We start from the raw sequence: 15,137 nt of genomic DNA on the forward strand, positions 1-15,137 counted from the left end.
CTTCGGCAAACCGATTCCGCGACTCTCGTAATCAATCACTGCCGCAGTTTGTCTTTTGTGTCTGTCATATCCCAAAAACGACCGTTACTTCTGCCATGCCTCCTGATATTGCTCCGCTTTGAAGCCGACGGTTACTTTGCTGCCGTCGGTCACGATCGGACGCTTGATCAATCTTCCGTTGGAAGACAACAGTTCGATCTTCTCCTCATCGGAAAGGCCGGGCAGCTTGTCTTTCAGGTTCATTTCCTTGTATACCTCGCCGCTCGTATTGAAAAATTTCTTTAGCTCCAGTCCGCTCTTGGCGATCAGGTCGGCTAACTCGTCCTTCTTTGGCGGTTGTTCGAAAATATGTTGAAGCTCCAGCTCATGTCCTTCGTTCTGCAGCCATTTCACGGCGTTGCGGCAAGTCCCGCATTTCGGATATTGATATACTTTCAGTTTGCTCATTCAATAGGTTCTCCCTCTAATGTTGTAGTGTTACATAACGAAGTGACAGCTTCTTGCGCGAGCGCTAATCTCAATGATTTCATGTCCTCAGGTAGCGGGGCCGTGAATACCATCGTCTTCCCCTCTATCGGATGCATCAGCGTCAGGCTTGCCGCATGCAGCGCCTGCCTGTCCATATAGCCGTCCAGCCTCATGATCGTTGCGGCTAACGGATCCAATGACCCGACGGCCCCATGGGAATCCTCATCCCTCTCCGGCGCATTCGATAACAATTCCTGATCGCTGTATACGGGATGCCTGTACATCTGATCTCCGATCAATGGACAACCGATGCTTAGCATATGCACCCGAATTTGATGCGTCCGGCCTGTTTCGAGCTTCAATTCAACCAAGGATGCGGAGGGGTATGTTTCGCATACCCTATACCGCGTAAGCGAAGGATATCCTTCCGGGGTTACGATGCGCCGGTGGGGCTCCAACGGATCCCGATCAATCGGACCGTCAATATCGCCTGTCTGCGAAGAAGGTCTTCCATGCACAAAAGCGACATACCTCTTATCGACGGTGCCGGCAATCATTTGTTCGGAAACATGCTGATGAATATACGCATTCTTCGCGATTACCAGTACGCCGGAAGTCTCCTGATCGAGCCGGTGAACCGCTCTGAACCGGTAATTCCAGCCCTTCTCCTGCCAATAATGAACGACGCCGTTGGCCAGCGTGTCGGTGTAATGCCCATGCGTGGGATGCACGATGACCCCTGCCGGCTTGTTCAAGACAAGCAGATGCTCATCCTCGTACAGAATATGAAGTTCCATGGGCTGGGGCAGCATATCGTTGGAACGTTCCTGCTCCATCCGAATTTCGACCAAATCGCCCGCTTGCACTTTAACGCTAATATATACGCGGGTCCCGTTCAGCATAATGCCCTGCTCCGTCAATTTGAGGCGGGAGAGCAGCTTGCGGGATACCCCCATTCTTTTTTGCAAAATGGTCTTAAGCAGCATGCCGTCTTCGTGTGAAGGCACGACATAGCGGATTGGCGGATAGTACAGACTCATCTATTACCGGAACACCTTTCCGCTTCGCTCATATTCAACATCAGGTATCCCGGCATGCACATTGGCTGCCCGTGCGGCAACAAAGAAATAATCGGACAACCGGTTCAAGTACCGGCGGACCTCCGGATTGATCTCGGTGGTTCGCTGCAGCGTAACGGTCAACCTTTCTGCGCGGCGGCATACGGTCCGGCATACATGCAGCGAAGAAGACAAGGCGCTTCCGCCCGGCAGAATAAAGCGCTCAAGCGGAGGGTTCTTCTCTTCGAATGCATCCAGCCACGCCTCCAGACGATCCACAAGCTCGGCACCGACCTTGAGTTTATCCTCCCGAGGCCTCGCATAAGCCAGATCCGAGCCGCAATCGAACAGTTCATGCTGGATTTGAACGAGCTGAAGATACAGCTCCTCAAAATCGGCTTCCTTGGCCAAGCACACGGCCTGACCGACAAAGCTGTTCAATTCATCGATCGTGCCGTACGCTTCGATGCGCGGATCATCCTTGGGCACGCGACCGCCAATAATCGAAGTCTCCCCCGCATCTCCCGTTCTTGTATATACCTTCATCACATCTTCCTCCATTTCATATCTAGAACGAACACCATAACATCTTATTATGCTCACTATAGCATAATTTCGGATCACGTTCCCGCTGCGGCCGAATAAACCCAAGGCCGATAACGCCTAGAGGGAAGTGCTTTAGGTTGCGTTTGGTTTTAAACACAAACAAGGCTGAACCACGAGTATTCTCACTCTAGGAACAGCCTTGCATTATTTAATGGTGAAATATTTTAGAGTTTCTTTTTGGGATGGGCCTTCATATATTCGTTGATCTTCAGATCCAGCAAACTGCTGATCTCGATCACAATTTCCGACGTGAAGGACTGCTCTTCCAGAAATATTTGCTCCATCTTCCGGCGGAGCATGTGAATTTCGTCTTCCAAGGTAATTTCCTGAGGAGTGGATTTGGCTGATTTAATTGACCATTTACCGTGATTATTGTCTTCAGCCGTATAATCACCACGGTAGTTTGACAATTCATAATCACAAAACACTGGTGATCCCTCCTTGGAAAGTAAAATTCTGCCCCCAAAATAAAATTATAACATAATTTTCGTCAATGAAAAGTGAATCTTTTGTTAATTCAAGGAAAAAGTTCAACGAATTCCTTGCCTACTTTATTTTTTCAACAAAATTGCCCATTCGCTCCAATGCCTCATTCAGTTGAGCAATGGATGTAGCATAAGAACAGCGAATGAAACCTTCCCCGCCAAGCCCGAAGGCAGTGCCCGGCACTGCGGCCACTTTGGCTTCGGTCAGCAATCGCTGAGCGAATTCTTCCGAGCCGAGTCCCGTTCCCTTGATGCTTGGGAAGGCGTAAAACGCTCCCTGGGGTTCGTGGCAATCCAGACCGATCTCCCGCAGCCCCTGCACAACGAGTCTGCGCCGTTGGTTATAGGATTCAACCATTCGGTCCTTCTCCCCCATGCCGTTACGCAATGCTTCAAGCGCTGCGACTTGCCCCATGGCCGGTGCACACATGACCGTATACTGATGAATTTTCAGCATGGCGGCAATGAGATCCGTATGGGCGCACACATATCCCATACGCCAGCCGGTCATAGCAAACGCCTTCGAAAAGCCGCTCACCAGTATGGTGCGGTCCATCATGCCGGGCATCGAGGCAAAGCTGACATGCTTGCCTTCATACGTGAGCTCGGCATAAATTTCATCGGAAATCACAATCAGATCGTGCTTTTCCACCACTTCCGCAATCGGAAGCCAATCCTCGTAGGTCATGATCGCCCCTGTCGGATTGCTCGGATAGCAGAGAATCAGAATCTTTGATTTGGGCGTGATTTGCGCTTCCAGCGCCTCGGCCGTCAGTTTGAAATGATGCTCCGCCGTCGTTTCGATGCCGACGGGCACGCCGCCGCCGATTGAAGCGATCGGCGAGTACGAAATGTAACACGGTTCCGGAATCAGAATTTCATCTCCGGGAACAATCAAGGCCCGCAGCGCCAGATCAATCGCTTCACTGCCGCCCACGGTTACGATGATTTCATTCGCAGGATTATAGGTCACATGGAAGCTGTCGTTCAAATATTCCGCGATCGCTTCCCTCAGCTCCGGCATGCCGGCATTGGACGTATAGCCCGTAAACCCGCGTTCCAATGAATATACGCACGCTTCTCGTACATGCCACGGCGTAACGAAATCAGGCTCCCCGACGCCTAGCGTGATAATATCCTTGTTTCCGCTGACGAGATCGAAAAATTTCCGGATTCCGGAGGGTTGAATATCCCTGACTCTAGGCGCCAAATAGGAGCTCATCGATTTCCTGTTATTTTCTGCAAGCTGCTGTTCGTTCAAAATCATAGCACACGCTTCCTTTACGGCGAGATCAGGAGACGATTGTCTTCTTGACGTTCTTCAAAAATAATCCCGTCTTGTTTATATTTTTTCAAAATGAAATTCGTTTTGGTCGATAATACAGAATCAATAGGCGACAGTTTCTCGGAAACAAAATTGGCCACCTCACGCAGGTTACCGCCTTCCACTTCGACCAGCAGGTCGTAGGCGCCTGACATCAAATAAACCGACTTCACCTGCGGGAACAAATAAATCCGTTCCGCGATTCCTTCAAAGCCTCTTCCGCGCTCAGGCGTTATCTGAACCTCGATCAGCGCCGTAACCTTCTCGTCCTCCACCTTGCCCCAATTGACAACGGTGGCGTACTTGACAATGACGTGATCTCGTTCAAGCTCCGCAATGGAGGTCTTTACTTCTTCCTCTTCTACACCGAGTAGCGTAGAGAGTAGAGCCGGCGATCTTCTCGCGTCCTCTTTCAGCAGGTCAAGCACCTTCAGTTTCAATTCGCTTAGCTCTTCCATGTACGTATCCTCCAGCACTTATTCCGAATAACCGCTCGTGACACACGGTTTTGTCGGAACAGAGATTAATACTTATATTACAATAACTTACACGGGATGTGCAAAAGAAAAAAACCGACGCATGCCCGCAGCGAATGCTGGAGGTGTCATCGGCGAAATCGTTGCGTTAACCATAGATGGTTGGGTTACATTACATATAAGAAGCAGGGGATACATTGGTTGCATGGGGCTCAACGTTCGGATTGTGCGCATACGCGCCCATGCTTGAAGTTTTTTGATTTATCGTTTCCCGAGTTTTTTGTACGGACTGCTGCGCTTGTTTATGCTGCTTGTCCACGTCGTATTTCAGCGCATGCGTGCCTGCGGTGTACATGTTCTGCTGCTTCATCATATTAAAGAATTCGCCTTGCAGACTCAGCGTATCCGTGGTCAAATGGGTAAACATTTGACGCACGTCAGGGCAAGTGGCTTCCGTCGTGGCTGTCGTATATTCTCGAACGGCCCGTTTCAGCTCTCCCAGTATCGGGCTGAGCAAATCCTCTTCGGGCAGGAATGAAGATCCGTTAGGGGTTGCCATCGTAATTCCTCCTTTGGGTTGTAGGTTATGCACTGTCTGCTTACTGCGGCTGGTTGGGCGCAACGCTGCTGTGGGTCTGAAGGGAGTTCACCAACATATCAAGATGCTGCTCATGTCGCTTGACGAATCCGAGCAGTGCCTGCTGAATGGCAGGGTTCTGACTGGCTGCAGCCGTAGCGGCGCAATGCTTGGCCAGCATGGTCTCGTTGGAGATGCAGTCCACGATATAATCCAGCTCTTTTGAAGTGAGAGGCTGTAATTGCTGATTGGGTGTCATACGGTTCGTTGTTCCCCTTTCCATTTAGGTTGACAGGACCTAGTATGCCACCGTTGTACAAATCTATGTCGCAAGATGTCATGAAATGCGGAAGGAACGACCAAACTAATTGCGATGTGACGATGGGAGGGGATGGATCATGTTACTGACCGGCGGAACAACGCCCTGGAAATATTTAAACACCGAACCGGTAAAAAAATATCCCGTGCTCTCGGACCGGCTTAGCTGCGACGTGCTGGTCGTCGGAGGCGGTATCAGCGGTGCCCTGATGGCCTATGTCCTGAGCGTGCAAGGCGTCGACGCCATTCTCCTGGAGAAAAATCGAGTATGCGAGGGCAGCACTTCCGCCAATACGGGACTGCTGCAAATCTCCAACGACTGTCCCCTTTCGAATTTGATTCAACATTTTGGCGAGGACCGGGGTACCGCCTTCTACATGATGTGCAGAAATGCCATACGTCGGCTCACTGAAATCGCGAATACGTTGTCAAGGGATTCCGGGTTGATCTCTCGAAGCAGCCTCTACTATGCCAGCAACCCTCAAGATATCGGCTTGATTCGTCATGAGTATGACCTCCTCAAACGCAAGGGCTTCGACGTGCAGTACTGGAACCGCGATGATGTGAAGGCTAAATTTCCGTTCTCAAAGGAAGCCGCCATCTATACCCGCGGCGATGCCGAAGTCAATCCCTACCGTCTCGGACATCATCTTCTTCAAGATGCCGGCGATCAGGGGCTGCGAATTTATGAAAACAGCGAAGTGAAAGAAACCAGGTATACACACAACGATGTCACCGTCATGACGGATCTGGGAAGCGTTTCAGCCAAACACGTGATCTGGGCTACCGGGTACAGCACCCAAGAATGGAAGCCGGATTATCAAGTGGATCTCCTCAATACCTATGCCATTATGACCGAGCCTGTTCACGATCTGTCTTCGTGGTATGAGCGGGCTCTCATATGGGAGACCGACCGTCCATATCTCTATTTCCGGACAACGCCGGACCGGCGGATCATGGCCGGTGGACTGGATGAGCCGCTGCCTCCTTCAGGCAAACCGGAGGAATACGCCGAGCCAAGAAGCCAGAGACTGCTGAATGAAATTCATAAGCTGTTCCCTACGATGACGGACGTGAAAATGGCGTGCAGCTGGGCTGGCGTGTTTGCCTCCACCAAAGACGGCATCCCGCTGATCGGCAGACATCCGCAGTATCCGCACAGCTACTTCATCGAGGTTTATGGCGGAAACGGTATGGTTTACAGCATGATCGCCGCCGACCTCCTGGCCGAGACGATTGCCGGCAGAGAGCCCGAAGAACTGAAATGGTTCTCGCTGAGGCGTCCGATCGACCTGAACTTCACATAAATTAAGAAGGTATCCCCTAACAGGCCCTGCGGCCTTGGAGATACCTTCTTTGCGTTTGTACGATTTGCCTCCGCGTCGCCGGCCTTCTATTTTAAAAAAACGTCGCTGACCTGCGTTATCCAACTTTCGCTCATTGCATGATCTCCATGTCTCACATCGATGCCATCAGGCTCAGGCGGCTTGTCCTTTGCTAGGAAACAGCTTTCGTATGAACAGCCAAGATCCGATGGGGGATGCCCCCAGAAACAGCAGCAGCAATGTTATCGTTAACGTATCCTGCCTGAATGACAGTACAAGAATGAAAACAAGCAAGCCCGTAATTCGGCCTATCGTCAGACTGAGTTCCCGGAGCACGACCAACTCCACCCGCTTCTCCACGTTTTCCTGATTCACGCCCATGAGATCGAAGCTGGCCGATATAGCCGGCATCATGTACAGCGGAATGAAGAGCGACGTCCCGATTCCCAGCACCAGCAGCGTAGTGTAGTTGACCGTAAATAGCAGCGGCATGATGACAAGCAGCATCAATACGGAACCAACCAGCATGCCGGTTTTACGGAATTTGGGCTTGAACCATTTCCCGCAGGCCCAGTAGCTGACCAGTGAAACGGCCGAAGTAATCAACGCGAATTGCCCCAGCTTGGACTCCTGATCCGTCGCCACGAAAACAAGCAGCGTGATGAGAAAGGAGAACACGCCCTCCCGGATTCCCTGAACAGCCAAGCCTAATACCGCGTATTTCCAAACGCCGCCCTCCTTGAGGCGGCTTACCCCTTCCAGCCAGTGATAATCGCTTTGAACCGGTCTTTTGCGCAGAAAAAAGCTCATGACCACCGTTACGGCGAAGATGGCCATCGACACGGTAAAAATAAACCGATAGCCCTGATCCCCATGCATCAGCGTAATGATCCAGCCTGCCAGCCATGGACCGATAATCCCCGTTATGGAGCCCAAGAGCCCGATCCAGCCATTAAACCAGTCCCGGTTCTCCGCACTCGACACCTCGAAGTAAACCACATTAAAGGCCAACCAGAACAATCCTAAAGACACACCGAACAGCAGGCCGAGCGGCCAAATGTAATGGACGGCGTCCCTCCCTGCCCACAGCACGCATAGATAAAACAAGGCGGACACGGCAATTCCCAGGCGAAGCGCATTCATTTTGTTATGCTCCTTCACCCATTTGCCGGCGGCCCAGAACGTCAGGCCAAGCGCCACCTGCTGCGCAATCGTGAACCAGCCGAGCATGGTGTAATCCTGGCGGCTTTTCCATAAGTATACGTTGAGGAACGTACCCGACAATGCGCTCGATAGAATAAACAACCCATGAACCGATAACAGAAGCATAGCCTGGGGGTCCTTTGTCAACTTCATATACAGTTCCTCCCTTGCCCTTTCACTTGAAGTCCAAGGTATTTTACCCCTTCGCGCTCCACTTCATGAACAAAAAAAAGGAAACCGCCGCCGGCAGTTTCCTTAAGTCATCCGCGGGATCGGCAACAGCGCCGCTCCGCAACTCTATTCCTTTTTATGGATAAAACTCTTGATCATCCGAAGCCGGTCGTCCTCTGCCAAATTGTACTGCACATGGAAGCATCCGGGACATACATAAACGTTCAGATCATACGGAGGCTGCAGAATGGGAGCTTGGATCAAGGGTGCGTGAACCGGCTGGAAGCCTTCTCCGCTCACGCGCTGCGTTCCTGCATGGAGCATATACTCTCGGCAATGCAGACACTCGGGCACTTCCTCTTGTTGGTCCAGGATCCCCTCCACCGTCTCCTCGAATGCAAAAAGATCGTGATCTTCCCCGTACTTATCCACGGTGCGAAGCGATGACAGCGATTCATGGTCGGAGCCCCAGATGCGATGAAGATCGCGCGCCTCCTCGTCGGAAGGCTCGTAAGCCTCTTCATATTCCTCCCCGCCGTCCTCTTCATCTTCATCTTGCAATGCGATATTCAGTGTGCGGTAGCCTTTAAGCTCATTCGCGCAGTGAGGACAGGTATCCTCGGGACCTATCTCCTCATCCCATACAATCTCACTTTGGCACCATGGGCAAACCGTCGGTTCCATCGGTCATTCATCCCTTTCTTTATTCAAACGGCCATGAATGGCCCTGTTTACGTTATTTTTATTGAGACATTAAGTATACAATACCCGCCACGAAAAAAATCATGGCTGCCGCAAACAATATCCGCGGTAAATATTTCATCGTTCTTTTCCTCCCGAAGCCCTTAAGTAATGCTCGCTCCAATAATGTAAGACAAAGATACGGTGATAAGAAGCACGATCAGGCCCACTGCCCGATTATCCTTGCCAATCTCTTCATCGACCGAAAACACAGGCGTCAAGAATTCAAGCAGCCAATAAGCCAATAAAAGCAGTATAAACCCGAAGAACGACCATTTAATCATGCCGTAAATGGACGTATTCGCCGTGATGCTATACCGCATCACGTTACAAATGCCAAAGACCTTGCCGCCGGTCGCCATGGCCGCGGCAACATTTCCTTTGCGTATTTCATCCCAGCAATTGTACTTGGTAACCAATTCAAAGCAATACAAGTAAACAATAAGTGCAAGTATCGCAACCGAGAAATAGCCGACGAGCACCCCAAGCGGATGGGTCAGCAAATGATCAATCGCTTCCGTCATTCCCTTATTTCCTCCCTGATAAACGGGATGCGGCACCTTTCGCATCCCGTCGTTCTGAACCCTATTGATGATATGTTATACGATTGAAGGAGAAAACGGTTCCTGATTTCTTATTTCAACTCGGCAATCGTAACGCCATTGCCGCCTTCGCCGTAATTGCCTAAACGATGGCTCTTGACATGTTTGTGCTTGCGCAAATAATCCTGAATGCCGGTTCGCAAAATGCCGGTTCCCTTGCCGTGAATGATGTAGATCTGTCCCAGATTCCCCAAAAACGCCTCATCAATGAACCGGTCCACCTCGATCAACGCTTCTTCCAGGTTCGCTCCCCTTAAATCCAGCTCATTCCGGATGTTGGCATCGCGGGTCCGCTTCAGGACGGTGGCATGCTGTTTCGGTGCCTGCTTGGCATTGGCGGCCGGATTCGACAGCAGCTCCAAATCGTCCAGCGCGACCTTCATCTTCATAATGCCAAGCTGAACGACGGCTTCCTTCGAGCCGGACATCTCCACGACATGCCCCTTCTGATTCAGGCTGTATACCCGAACCTCATCCCCGGGCTCGATGCTGCGCTGCTGCTTCGCAGAACGCTGGCCGCCCGTTTTCTTGCCCTGCTGCGGCTCGGCGTCATCCAGGCGCTTTCTGGCCGCGATCAGCTTGTGCTCCTTAACGGAAGCCCCTTCCTCCTGGGCAATCTTGCGCAGGTCCGCAATGATCTCCTCGGCTTCGCTCCGCGCCTTGTCCACGATCTGTCTTGCTTCCGCCCTAGCCTTATCAACGAGTTTGTCTTTCTGCTCCTCGAGCTTCTGAAGCTCCTGCTGGTGACGTTGACGCAGTTCCTCCATTTCCTTCCGGACCTGTTCCGCCTTCTCACGCTCCACTTCAGCGGTATGCCGGTTCTCCTCGAGGGACGCAATCATATGCTCCACCCGCTGATCCTCTTCCTTCACTTCCCCGCGGGCGAATTCCAGAATGGATCCCGGCAATCCCAGACGTTCTGCAATAGCAAACGCGTTACTTCGTCCAGGAACGCCCACCAGCAGCCGATAAGTCGGACTTAGGGTATTGATATCGAACTCCATGCTGGCATTGATCACGCCTTTGCGTTCATAGGCGTACGCCTTCAATTCGGAATAGTGCGTCGTCGCGATCATGCGGCAGCCCATGCGGTGGATATGCTCCAGAATGGAAATCGCCAGAGCCGAACCTTCCGCCGGGTCGGTCCCCGCCCCCACTTCATCGAGCAGGACCAGGCTCTTCGGCGTCATCTGGCTTAAAATGCGAATGATGTTGGTCATATGGCTGGAGAAGGTACTCAGGCTCTGCTCAATGCTTTGCTCATCGCCAATATCCGCGTAGATCGCATCGAACACGCACATCTGGCTGCCTTCTTCGGCCGGAATAAACAGTCCGGACATCGCCATCAGGTTTAATAAACCGATCGTTTTGAGCGTAACCGTCTTACCGCCGGTATTCGGGCCCGTGACGATGATGGAGGTATAGGAATTGCCCAATTCCACGTCCAGCGGCACGACCTGGTCCGTCGGTATGAGCGGATGTCTGCCTCTGCGCAGCTTAATATATCCTCTGTCGTTCATCCGCGGGAGCGAAGCCTTCATCACATGAGCTAAACGGGCTTTGGCAAAAATAAAATCGAGCTGCCCGATCAGATCGACGTCGATGGACAGCAGTTCAGCCTGTTCGCCGACCTGGGCGGTCAGCTTCTGCAGAATCACTTCAATCTCCCGTTCTTCCCGCATCCGGGTCTCGCGCAGCTTGTTGTTCATCGCCACGATGGACTCCGGTTCGATGAACAGTGTCGCGCCCGAGCCGGACTGGTCGTGTACGATACCGCCAAAGTGGGAGCGATACTCCGCTTTGACGGGAATGACGAATCGGTCGCCGCGAATCGTAATCAGCTGGTCCTGCAGCATCTTCGCCACCGATTGCGAACGGATCATGGATTCCAGCTTCTCGCGGATGCGTACCTCTCCGCCTCGCAGCTCCCTCCGAATTTGCGACAGCTCCGCGCTTGCGGAGTCCAGCACCTCGGCCGTTTCATCGATGCAGAGCCGAATGGCATCCTCCAGCGGCTTCTGCTCCGAAATAAGATCGCTTAAATTAAAGAGAATATCAATCTTCTCATCCTCATGAATCGCAGCGATAAACCGTTTGATTCGTCGCGACCCGTGAATCGTGTTCGACGTGGCAAGCAATTCATGCGGATTCAGCGTGCCTCCGATTCGAGCCCGCTTCAAAGCATCGTTGATGTCGGTAATGCCGCGGAAGGACGGGTTGCCCTTAAGCCTGTCTACGGTGTAAGCCTGGTCGGTGGCCGCGAGCAGATCCTTCACGGCTTCGAGGTCGGTCTCTGGCATTAACCTTTCAGCCCTCAAACTTCCCATGGAGGTTTGGGTATATTGCGTCAATGTATTTAAAATTTTCCGGTATTCTAAAGTGTGCAAAATCTTGTCGTTCAAGAAGTTCACAACTCCTCTCAATCAATGCCTATATTATATCGAACGCCATGCGAAATCGCCATGGAATCCAAAATCCTTCCACACATAACCTAACGTCCGATTGAACAAAATAAATTCTGCGTAACATTCCAGTCTTATTCTAAGGAGGCAGGTACCATGCAATTTCTCGGGCATGTCGTTCGATTTATCGTAGCGGCTCTCGTCCTTATGGTCGTCGGATGGATCGTCCCTCAATTCTCCGTCGGCGGATTCGGAAGCGCCCTGCTGCTTGCACTCGTCATCGCCCTGTTTGGCTGGGCTATCGAGGGCATCTTCGGCAAAAAAGTCACGCCGTTTGGACGCGGCATCGTGGGCTTCATTGTGAGCGCGCTTGTCATTTACCTGGCCCAGTTCATCGTCGGAGGCGTTAGCGTCTCCATTCTGGGTGCTCTGCTTGCTGCACTGGTCATCGGGATCATCGATCTGTTCATTCCGATCTCCACCCCGTTTGAAGCAGGCAAAAACCGCAAAGAATAAGATAGAAGGCCGCCCGCTTCTGTCAAAGGATCCTGACGGAGCTCTTCCTGAACCATCCCGGTTCGCGGTTAAATCCATCGATGCATTCCCCACAACTGCCCCCTGTTGCTATATGACAGGGGGTTGTCCGTGTTCGAGCAAGTTCCCGTCCTCTTTGACTATGTTTCCCCTACATTATAACGTAAATCCATAAAATTCGTTGCAAACGCTTCACGTTCACCAATTTTTCATAACAGGCATGTGCGTCGACTCCCGTTCTGAGCTATCATAAAGATTGGAAATTAATTTTCACAATTATTTCATAGTCAGGAGAGATTATAGTGAAAAAAGGCATAGCACTACTTGTTTCATGTATGCTCCTTTTTGTATTGGCGGCCTGCGGCGGAAACCAACAAGAGTCCGAGGGCAATTCGGGGATCACGGATACCGGCGTGGCACCGGAAGCAGAACTCGTGATTAAAGGCTCCAACTTCCAATTTGACCAAGCCGAATATCACCTCAAAAAAGGGGTGCCCGTCAAGATTACTTACGAGAACGAAGACGGCAACCACGGCGTTATGATTCCTGCGCTTGGCCTGCAGCTGGACCGAAAGAACAACTCAACCGTCGTTACGCCTGACAAGGCAGGAGAATTCGAGGTTTCGTGTTCCATTATGTGCGGAGCCGGTCACAGCAAAATGATATCCAAACTGATCGTCGAAGAATAGCAGGGCTTGCTATGCAAAATGAAAACCTCCGGATCGCCAGAGTTTCCTCTCTCTGATCCGGAGGTTTTTTCAGGTTCACATCTTCGTCATGGCCTAACGCTGATCCTGCTCAATCAACTCGATCCATTCATTATATTCAACTTGGAGCTTCGCATACTCTTCCTTCAGCTTGCGGTGTTCTTCTTCAAGCTGCGCGGCTTGCTCCGCCTTCAATTCCTGTTCTGCCTGCAGCAGCCGATACTGGTGCATAACCAGCTCGTACTGTTCGCCAAGCTCGGAATACTGCTGTGCCGCTTGGCTTTTCTCGCCTTCCAGACGGTCGCAGACCTGACGCGCGGAAGCAATCTCCTGCTGCCAGGACTGAAGCTCTTCTTCCAGCGCAAGCTTGGTTCGTTTCCACTCATCGCGCTCTGCGGCGAGCTTCTCGCTGTCTGCAGCCAGCTGTTCCCGTTCCGCCATCCATTGCTGGTATTGGTCCTGCCAATGAACGGCGCGCTCTTCGGACTCCCTCAGCTGCTCGGCAAGTTCGCTTGCACGCTCTTCGCTGGCGGTCGCCTTCTTGCGAAGCTCATCGAGCTGATTCGACACCGTATCGTATTCTTCTTCCAGCATGGCGTAGAGTTTGCCGGTCTCTTCCTCGCGGATTCCCGCGTCCTGGGTGAGTTTCTCCAGCTCTTCGTTGCGGAGCTGGAGCTCCTTCAATTCCTCCTGGGCGCTTCGCCGCTCGGAAAGGATCCGGTCCGCTTCGTCTTTCATCACATGGATTTCATCCTGAAGCCCCTTCATTCCCTCTTCCAGGCTTTCGTTCAATTCCATCAGCTCGACGATTCTCATCTCGAGCTCGCCGGTCTCCTCCTTGCGCTGATCCGCCAGCGTCCGCCAGGATTGCAGCTCGCTGCTTAGACGCTGCAGCTCTTCCTGCTGCTTGCGGGAGGTCTGATTCGCATCCACCACAAGCTTCTGCAGACGTCTACGCTCTTCCTCCGACTTGCCGGATTCCTGCTTCAGGGCCTCGAGTTCCTTCGCCAGCCCTTCCGCCTTCGTACGGAAGGAACGCAATTCCTGCGAGGAAGCTTCAGCTTGCTGCTTGGACGAATGGAGCTCTTCCTTCAGCTTGTCCGATTCCGCTTTTACCGTGTTCAGTTCCTTCTCCGCGGTCGTTAACCGCGAGTGCAGCTGGCCGCCGCGATTGCGCTGCTCGGCGAGCTGTTTCTCCAGATCCTGCACGGTCTTCGAGTTCTGCTGCTCCAAATCCTGCAAGGTTTTCGAGTGCTCCAGCTTCAGATCCTGCACCGTCTTCGTGTACTTCTGCTCCAGATCCTGCACCGTCTTCGAATTCTGCTGCTTCAGATCCTGCACGGTCTTCGAGTGCTGCTGTTCTTTCAGAAGCGCCTCTTGTTTATAAGTGCTCTCCTGTTTCTTCAACTGCTCCGCCAGCTTCTCTTCAGCCTGCTTCGCTGAAGTCCGCAAGCTCTGTTCCAGCTTCTCGACGGCCTGCTTATGCGTGAGCGCCGACTGTGAAATCTGCCCTTCATAACGGCGTTTCATATCTTCCATCGCCTGCTTGTGGCCGCTCTCCAGCTTCTCGCGCTGCTCCTTAAGACGCACCTCAAGCTGCTGCTTCTCCTTCAGAAGTTCCGCCACGCGGTCCGATTCCTTCTGGAGCAGCTCCTTCGTACGCTCCGACTCCGCCGTCAGGTTCTCCTTGGATTTCCTGTATTCTTCAGCCAGCGTTGTCTGCTCCGCCAGCTTGCGTTCCAGCTGCTCCAGCTGCTGACGATGTCTCTCCTGCTGCTCGATTTGAAGTCCCTGCACCTTGGCCAGTTCCGTTCTCAGCTCATTCCGCTCGGCCGTCATCTGCTTGGCCTCGTTCTGATACTCCAGCTTCTGCAAAGCTTCTTCAGCCATATGTACCGCGGCAAGGACGGCAATGCGCGGGGTATCCAATCGGGAGTGCGCCTTGGAGATGGTACGCATGCGATCATCCACGTAATTGGCTACCTGTCTGGTATAATCACTGCTGTTTCCAACGAGTTTATAGGAAGTTCCGTAGATGTCTACGGTAACGCTTTTACGGTCAGATGTAGTCAAAATTGTGCCCTCCTTCTATTATGTGTAAATTCTATGATGTCTGAAATGGTCTATCCTCTGCATCCAT

At 52.1% G+C, this 15,137-nt stretch carries 16 protein-coding genes; 3 read left to right on the forward strand and 13 right to left on the reverse strand.

All coding sequences use genetic code 11. From position 1 onward, the window contains the following. Positions 1-84: 84 nt before the first annotated feature. The 8 genes from RB297_RS25640 to RB297_RS25675 form a co-directional block, all read right to left on the reverse strand. Complete coding sequence (locus tag RB297_RS25640; protein WP_015737131.1) at positions 85-447, reverse strand: arsenate reductase family protein; 363 nt, start codon at positions 445-447, stop codon at positions 85-87. Then, complete coding sequence (locus RB297_RS25645) at positions 444-1,508, reverse strand: RluA family pseudouridine synthase (RefSeq protein ID WP_192570753.1); 1,065 nt, start codon at positions 1,506-1,508, stop codon at positions 444-446. Before RB297_RS25645 ends, RB297_RS25640 begins: the two co-directional genes overlap by 4 nt. A gap of 3 nt (positions 1,509-1,511) precedes the next feature. Further along, positions 1,512-2,072 carry a cob(I)yrinic acid a,c-diamide adenosyltransferase gene (locus RB297_RS25650; protein ID WP_036659974.1) on the reverse strand — a complete coding sequence of 187 codons (561 nt, stop codon included), beginning with the start codon at positions 2,070-2,072 and terminating at the stop codon, positions 1,512-1,514. A gap of 224 nt (positions 2,073-2,296) precedes the next feature. Continuing rightward, positions 2,297-2,560, reverse strand: a complete 264-nt coding sequence (locus RB297_RS25655; RefSeq protein WP_009590300.1) for an aspartyl-phosphate phosphatase Spo0E family protein — start codon at positions 2,558-2,560, stop codon at positions 2,297-2,299. Between the two features lie 118 nt (positions 2,561-2,678). Further along, positions 2,679-3,884 (reverse strand): aminotransferase class I/II-fold pyridoxal phosphate-dependent enzyme, encoded by a 1,206-nt coding sequence (locus RB297_RS25660; protein ID WP_015737134.1) that lies wholly within the window; start codon positions 3,882-3,884, stop codon positions 2,679-2,681. A gap of 14 nt (positions 3,885-3,898) precedes the next feature. Continuing rightward, entirely contained in the window at positions 3,899-4,399 is a 501-nt protein-coding gene (locus RB297_RS25665) for an Lrp/AsnC family transcriptional regulator (RefSeq protein ID WP_009590307.1), read from the reverse strand. A 190-nt stretch (positions 4,400-4,589) separates the two neighbouring features. Beyond that, complete coding sequence (locus tag RB297_RS25670) at positions 4,590-4,976, reverse strand: spore coat protein (RefSeq protein WP_096776420.1); 387 nt, start codon at positions 4,974-4,976, stop codon at positions 4,590-4,592. 40 nt (positions 4,977-5,016) lie between these two features. Beyond that, complete coding sequence (locus tag RB297_RS25675) at positions 5,017-5,253, reverse strand: hypothetical protein (RefSeq protein WP_009590298.1); 237 nt, start codon at positions 5,251-5,253, stop codon at positions 5,017-5,019. Between the two features lie 139 nt (positions 5,254-5,392). Between RB297_RS25675 and RB297_RS25680 the strand changes: the two genes are divergently transcribed. Beyond that, on the forward strand, positions 5,393-6,619 hold the full coding sequence (locus RB297_RS25680) for an NAD(P)/FAD-dependent oxidoreductase (protein WP_096776421.1): 1,227 nt from the start codon (positions 5,393-5,395) through the stop codon (positions 6,617-6,619). A 171-nt stretch (positions 6,620-6,790) separates the two neighbouring features. On the opposite strand, the gene RB297_RS25685 is transcribed toward RB297_RS25680, so the two are convergent. The 4 genes from RB297_RS25685 to RB297_RS25700 form a co-directional block, all read right to left on the reverse strand. Continuing rightward, positions 6,791-7,999 carry an MFS transporter gene (locus RB297_RS25685; RefSeq protein ID WP_375121774.1) on the reverse strand — a complete coding sequence of 403 codons (1,209 nt, stop codon included), beginning with the start codon at positions 7,997-7,999 and terminating at the stop codon, positions 6,791-6,793. A gap of 138 nt (positions 8,000-8,137) precedes the next feature. Then, complete coding sequence (locus tag RB297_RS25690) at positions 8,138-8,695, reverse strand: hypothetical protein (RefSeq protein WP_375121756.1); 558 nt, start codon at positions 8,693-8,695, stop codon at positions 8,138-8,140. A 161-nt stretch (positions 8,696-8,856) separates the two neighbouring features. Beyond that, positions 8,857-9,276 (reverse strand): DUF350 domain-containing protein, encoded by a 420-nt coding sequence (locus tag RB297_RS25695; RefSeq protein WP_009590305.1) that lies wholly within the window; start codon positions 9,274-9,276, stop codon positions 8,857-8,859. A gap of 110 nt (positions 9,277-9,386) precedes the next feature. Beyond that, positions 9,387-11,756 carry an endonuclease MutS2 gene (locus tag RB297_RS25700; protein WP_015737140.1) on the reverse strand — a complete coding sequence of 790 codons (2,370 nt, stop codon included), beginning with the start codon at positions 11,754-11,756 and terminating at the stop codon, positions 9,387-9,389. 156 nt (positions 11,757-11,912) lie between these two features. Between RB297_RS25700 and RB297_RS25705 the strand changes: the two genes are divergently transcribed. Then, a complete protein-coding gene (locus tag RB297_RS25705) occupies positions 11,913-12,272 on the forward strand; it encodes a phage holin family protein (protein ID WP_015737141.1) in 360 nt (119 codons plus the stop codon). 320 nt (positions 12,273-12,592) lie between these two features. After that, positions 12,593-12,979, forward strand: coding sequence for a cupredoxin domain-containing protein (locus tag RB297_RS25710; protein WP_009593061.1), 387 nt, complete (start codon positions 12,593-12,595; stop codon positions 12,977-12,979). A gap of 93 nt (positions 12,980-13,072) precedes the next feature. On the opposite strand, the gene RB297_RS25715 is transcribed toward RB297_RS25710, so the two are convergent. Further along, positions 13,073-15,070 carry a hypothetical protein gene (locus tag RB297_RS25715; protein WP_375121757.1) on the reverse strand — a complete coding sequence of 666 codons (1,998 nt, stop codon included), beginning with the start codon at positions 15,068-15,070 and terminating at the stop codon, positions 13,073-13,075. Between the last annotated feature and the right edge of the window lie 67 nt (positions 15,071-15,137).

The sequence above is a fragment of the Paenibacillus sp. CR_12 genome (genome assembly GCF_041953985.1).
Classification (GTDB): domain Bacteria; phylum Bacillota; class Bacilli; order Paenibacillales; family Paenibacillaceae; genus Paenibacillus_AQ; species Paenibacillus_AQ lautus_A.

Coding starts and splice junctions, on each gene's coding strand:
- RB297_RS25695 (WP_009590305.1), bottom strand. CDS start 9,276: ATGACGGAAGCGATTGATCATTTGCTGACCCATCCGCTTGGGGTGCTC.
- RB297_RS25650 (WP_036659974.1), bottom strand. CDS start 2,072: ATGAAGGTATATACAAGAACGGGAGATGCGGGGGAGACTTCGATTATT.
- RB297_RS25675 (WP_009590298.1), bottom strand. CDS start 5,253: ATGACACCCAATCAGCAATTACAGCCTCTCACTTCAAAAGAGCTGGAT.
- RB297_RS25705 (WP_015737141.1), top strand. CDS start 11,913: ATGCAATTTCTCGGGCATGTCGTTCGATTTATCGTAGCGGCTCTCGTC.
- RB297_RS25645 (WP_192570753.1), bottom strand. CDS start 1,508: ATGAGTCTGTACTATCCGCCAATCCGCTATGTCGTGCCTTCACACGAA.
- RB297_RS25680 (WP_096776421.1), top strand. CDS start 5,393: ATGTTACTGACCGGCGGAACAACGCCCTGGAAATATTTAAACACCGAA.
- RB297_RS25690 (WP_375121756.1), bottom strand. CDS start 8,695: ATGGAACCGACGGTTTGCCCATGGTGCCAAAGTGAGATTGTATGGGAT.
- RB297_RS25640 (WP_015737131.1), bottom strand. CDS start 447: ATGAGCAAACTGAAAGTATATCAATATCCGAAATGCGGGACTTGCCGC.
- RB297_RS25670 (WP_096776420.1), bottom strand. CDS start 4,976: ATGGCAACCCCTAACGGATCTTCATTCCTGCCCGAAGAGGATTTGCTC.
- RB297_RS25660 (WP_015737134.1), bottom strand. CDS start 3,884: ATGATTTTGAACGAACAGCAGCTTGCAGAAAATAACAGGAAATCGATG.
- RB297_RS25665 (WP_009590307.1), bottom strand. CDS start 4,399: ATGGAAGAGCTAAGCGAATTGAAACTGAAGGTGCTTGACCTGCTGAAA.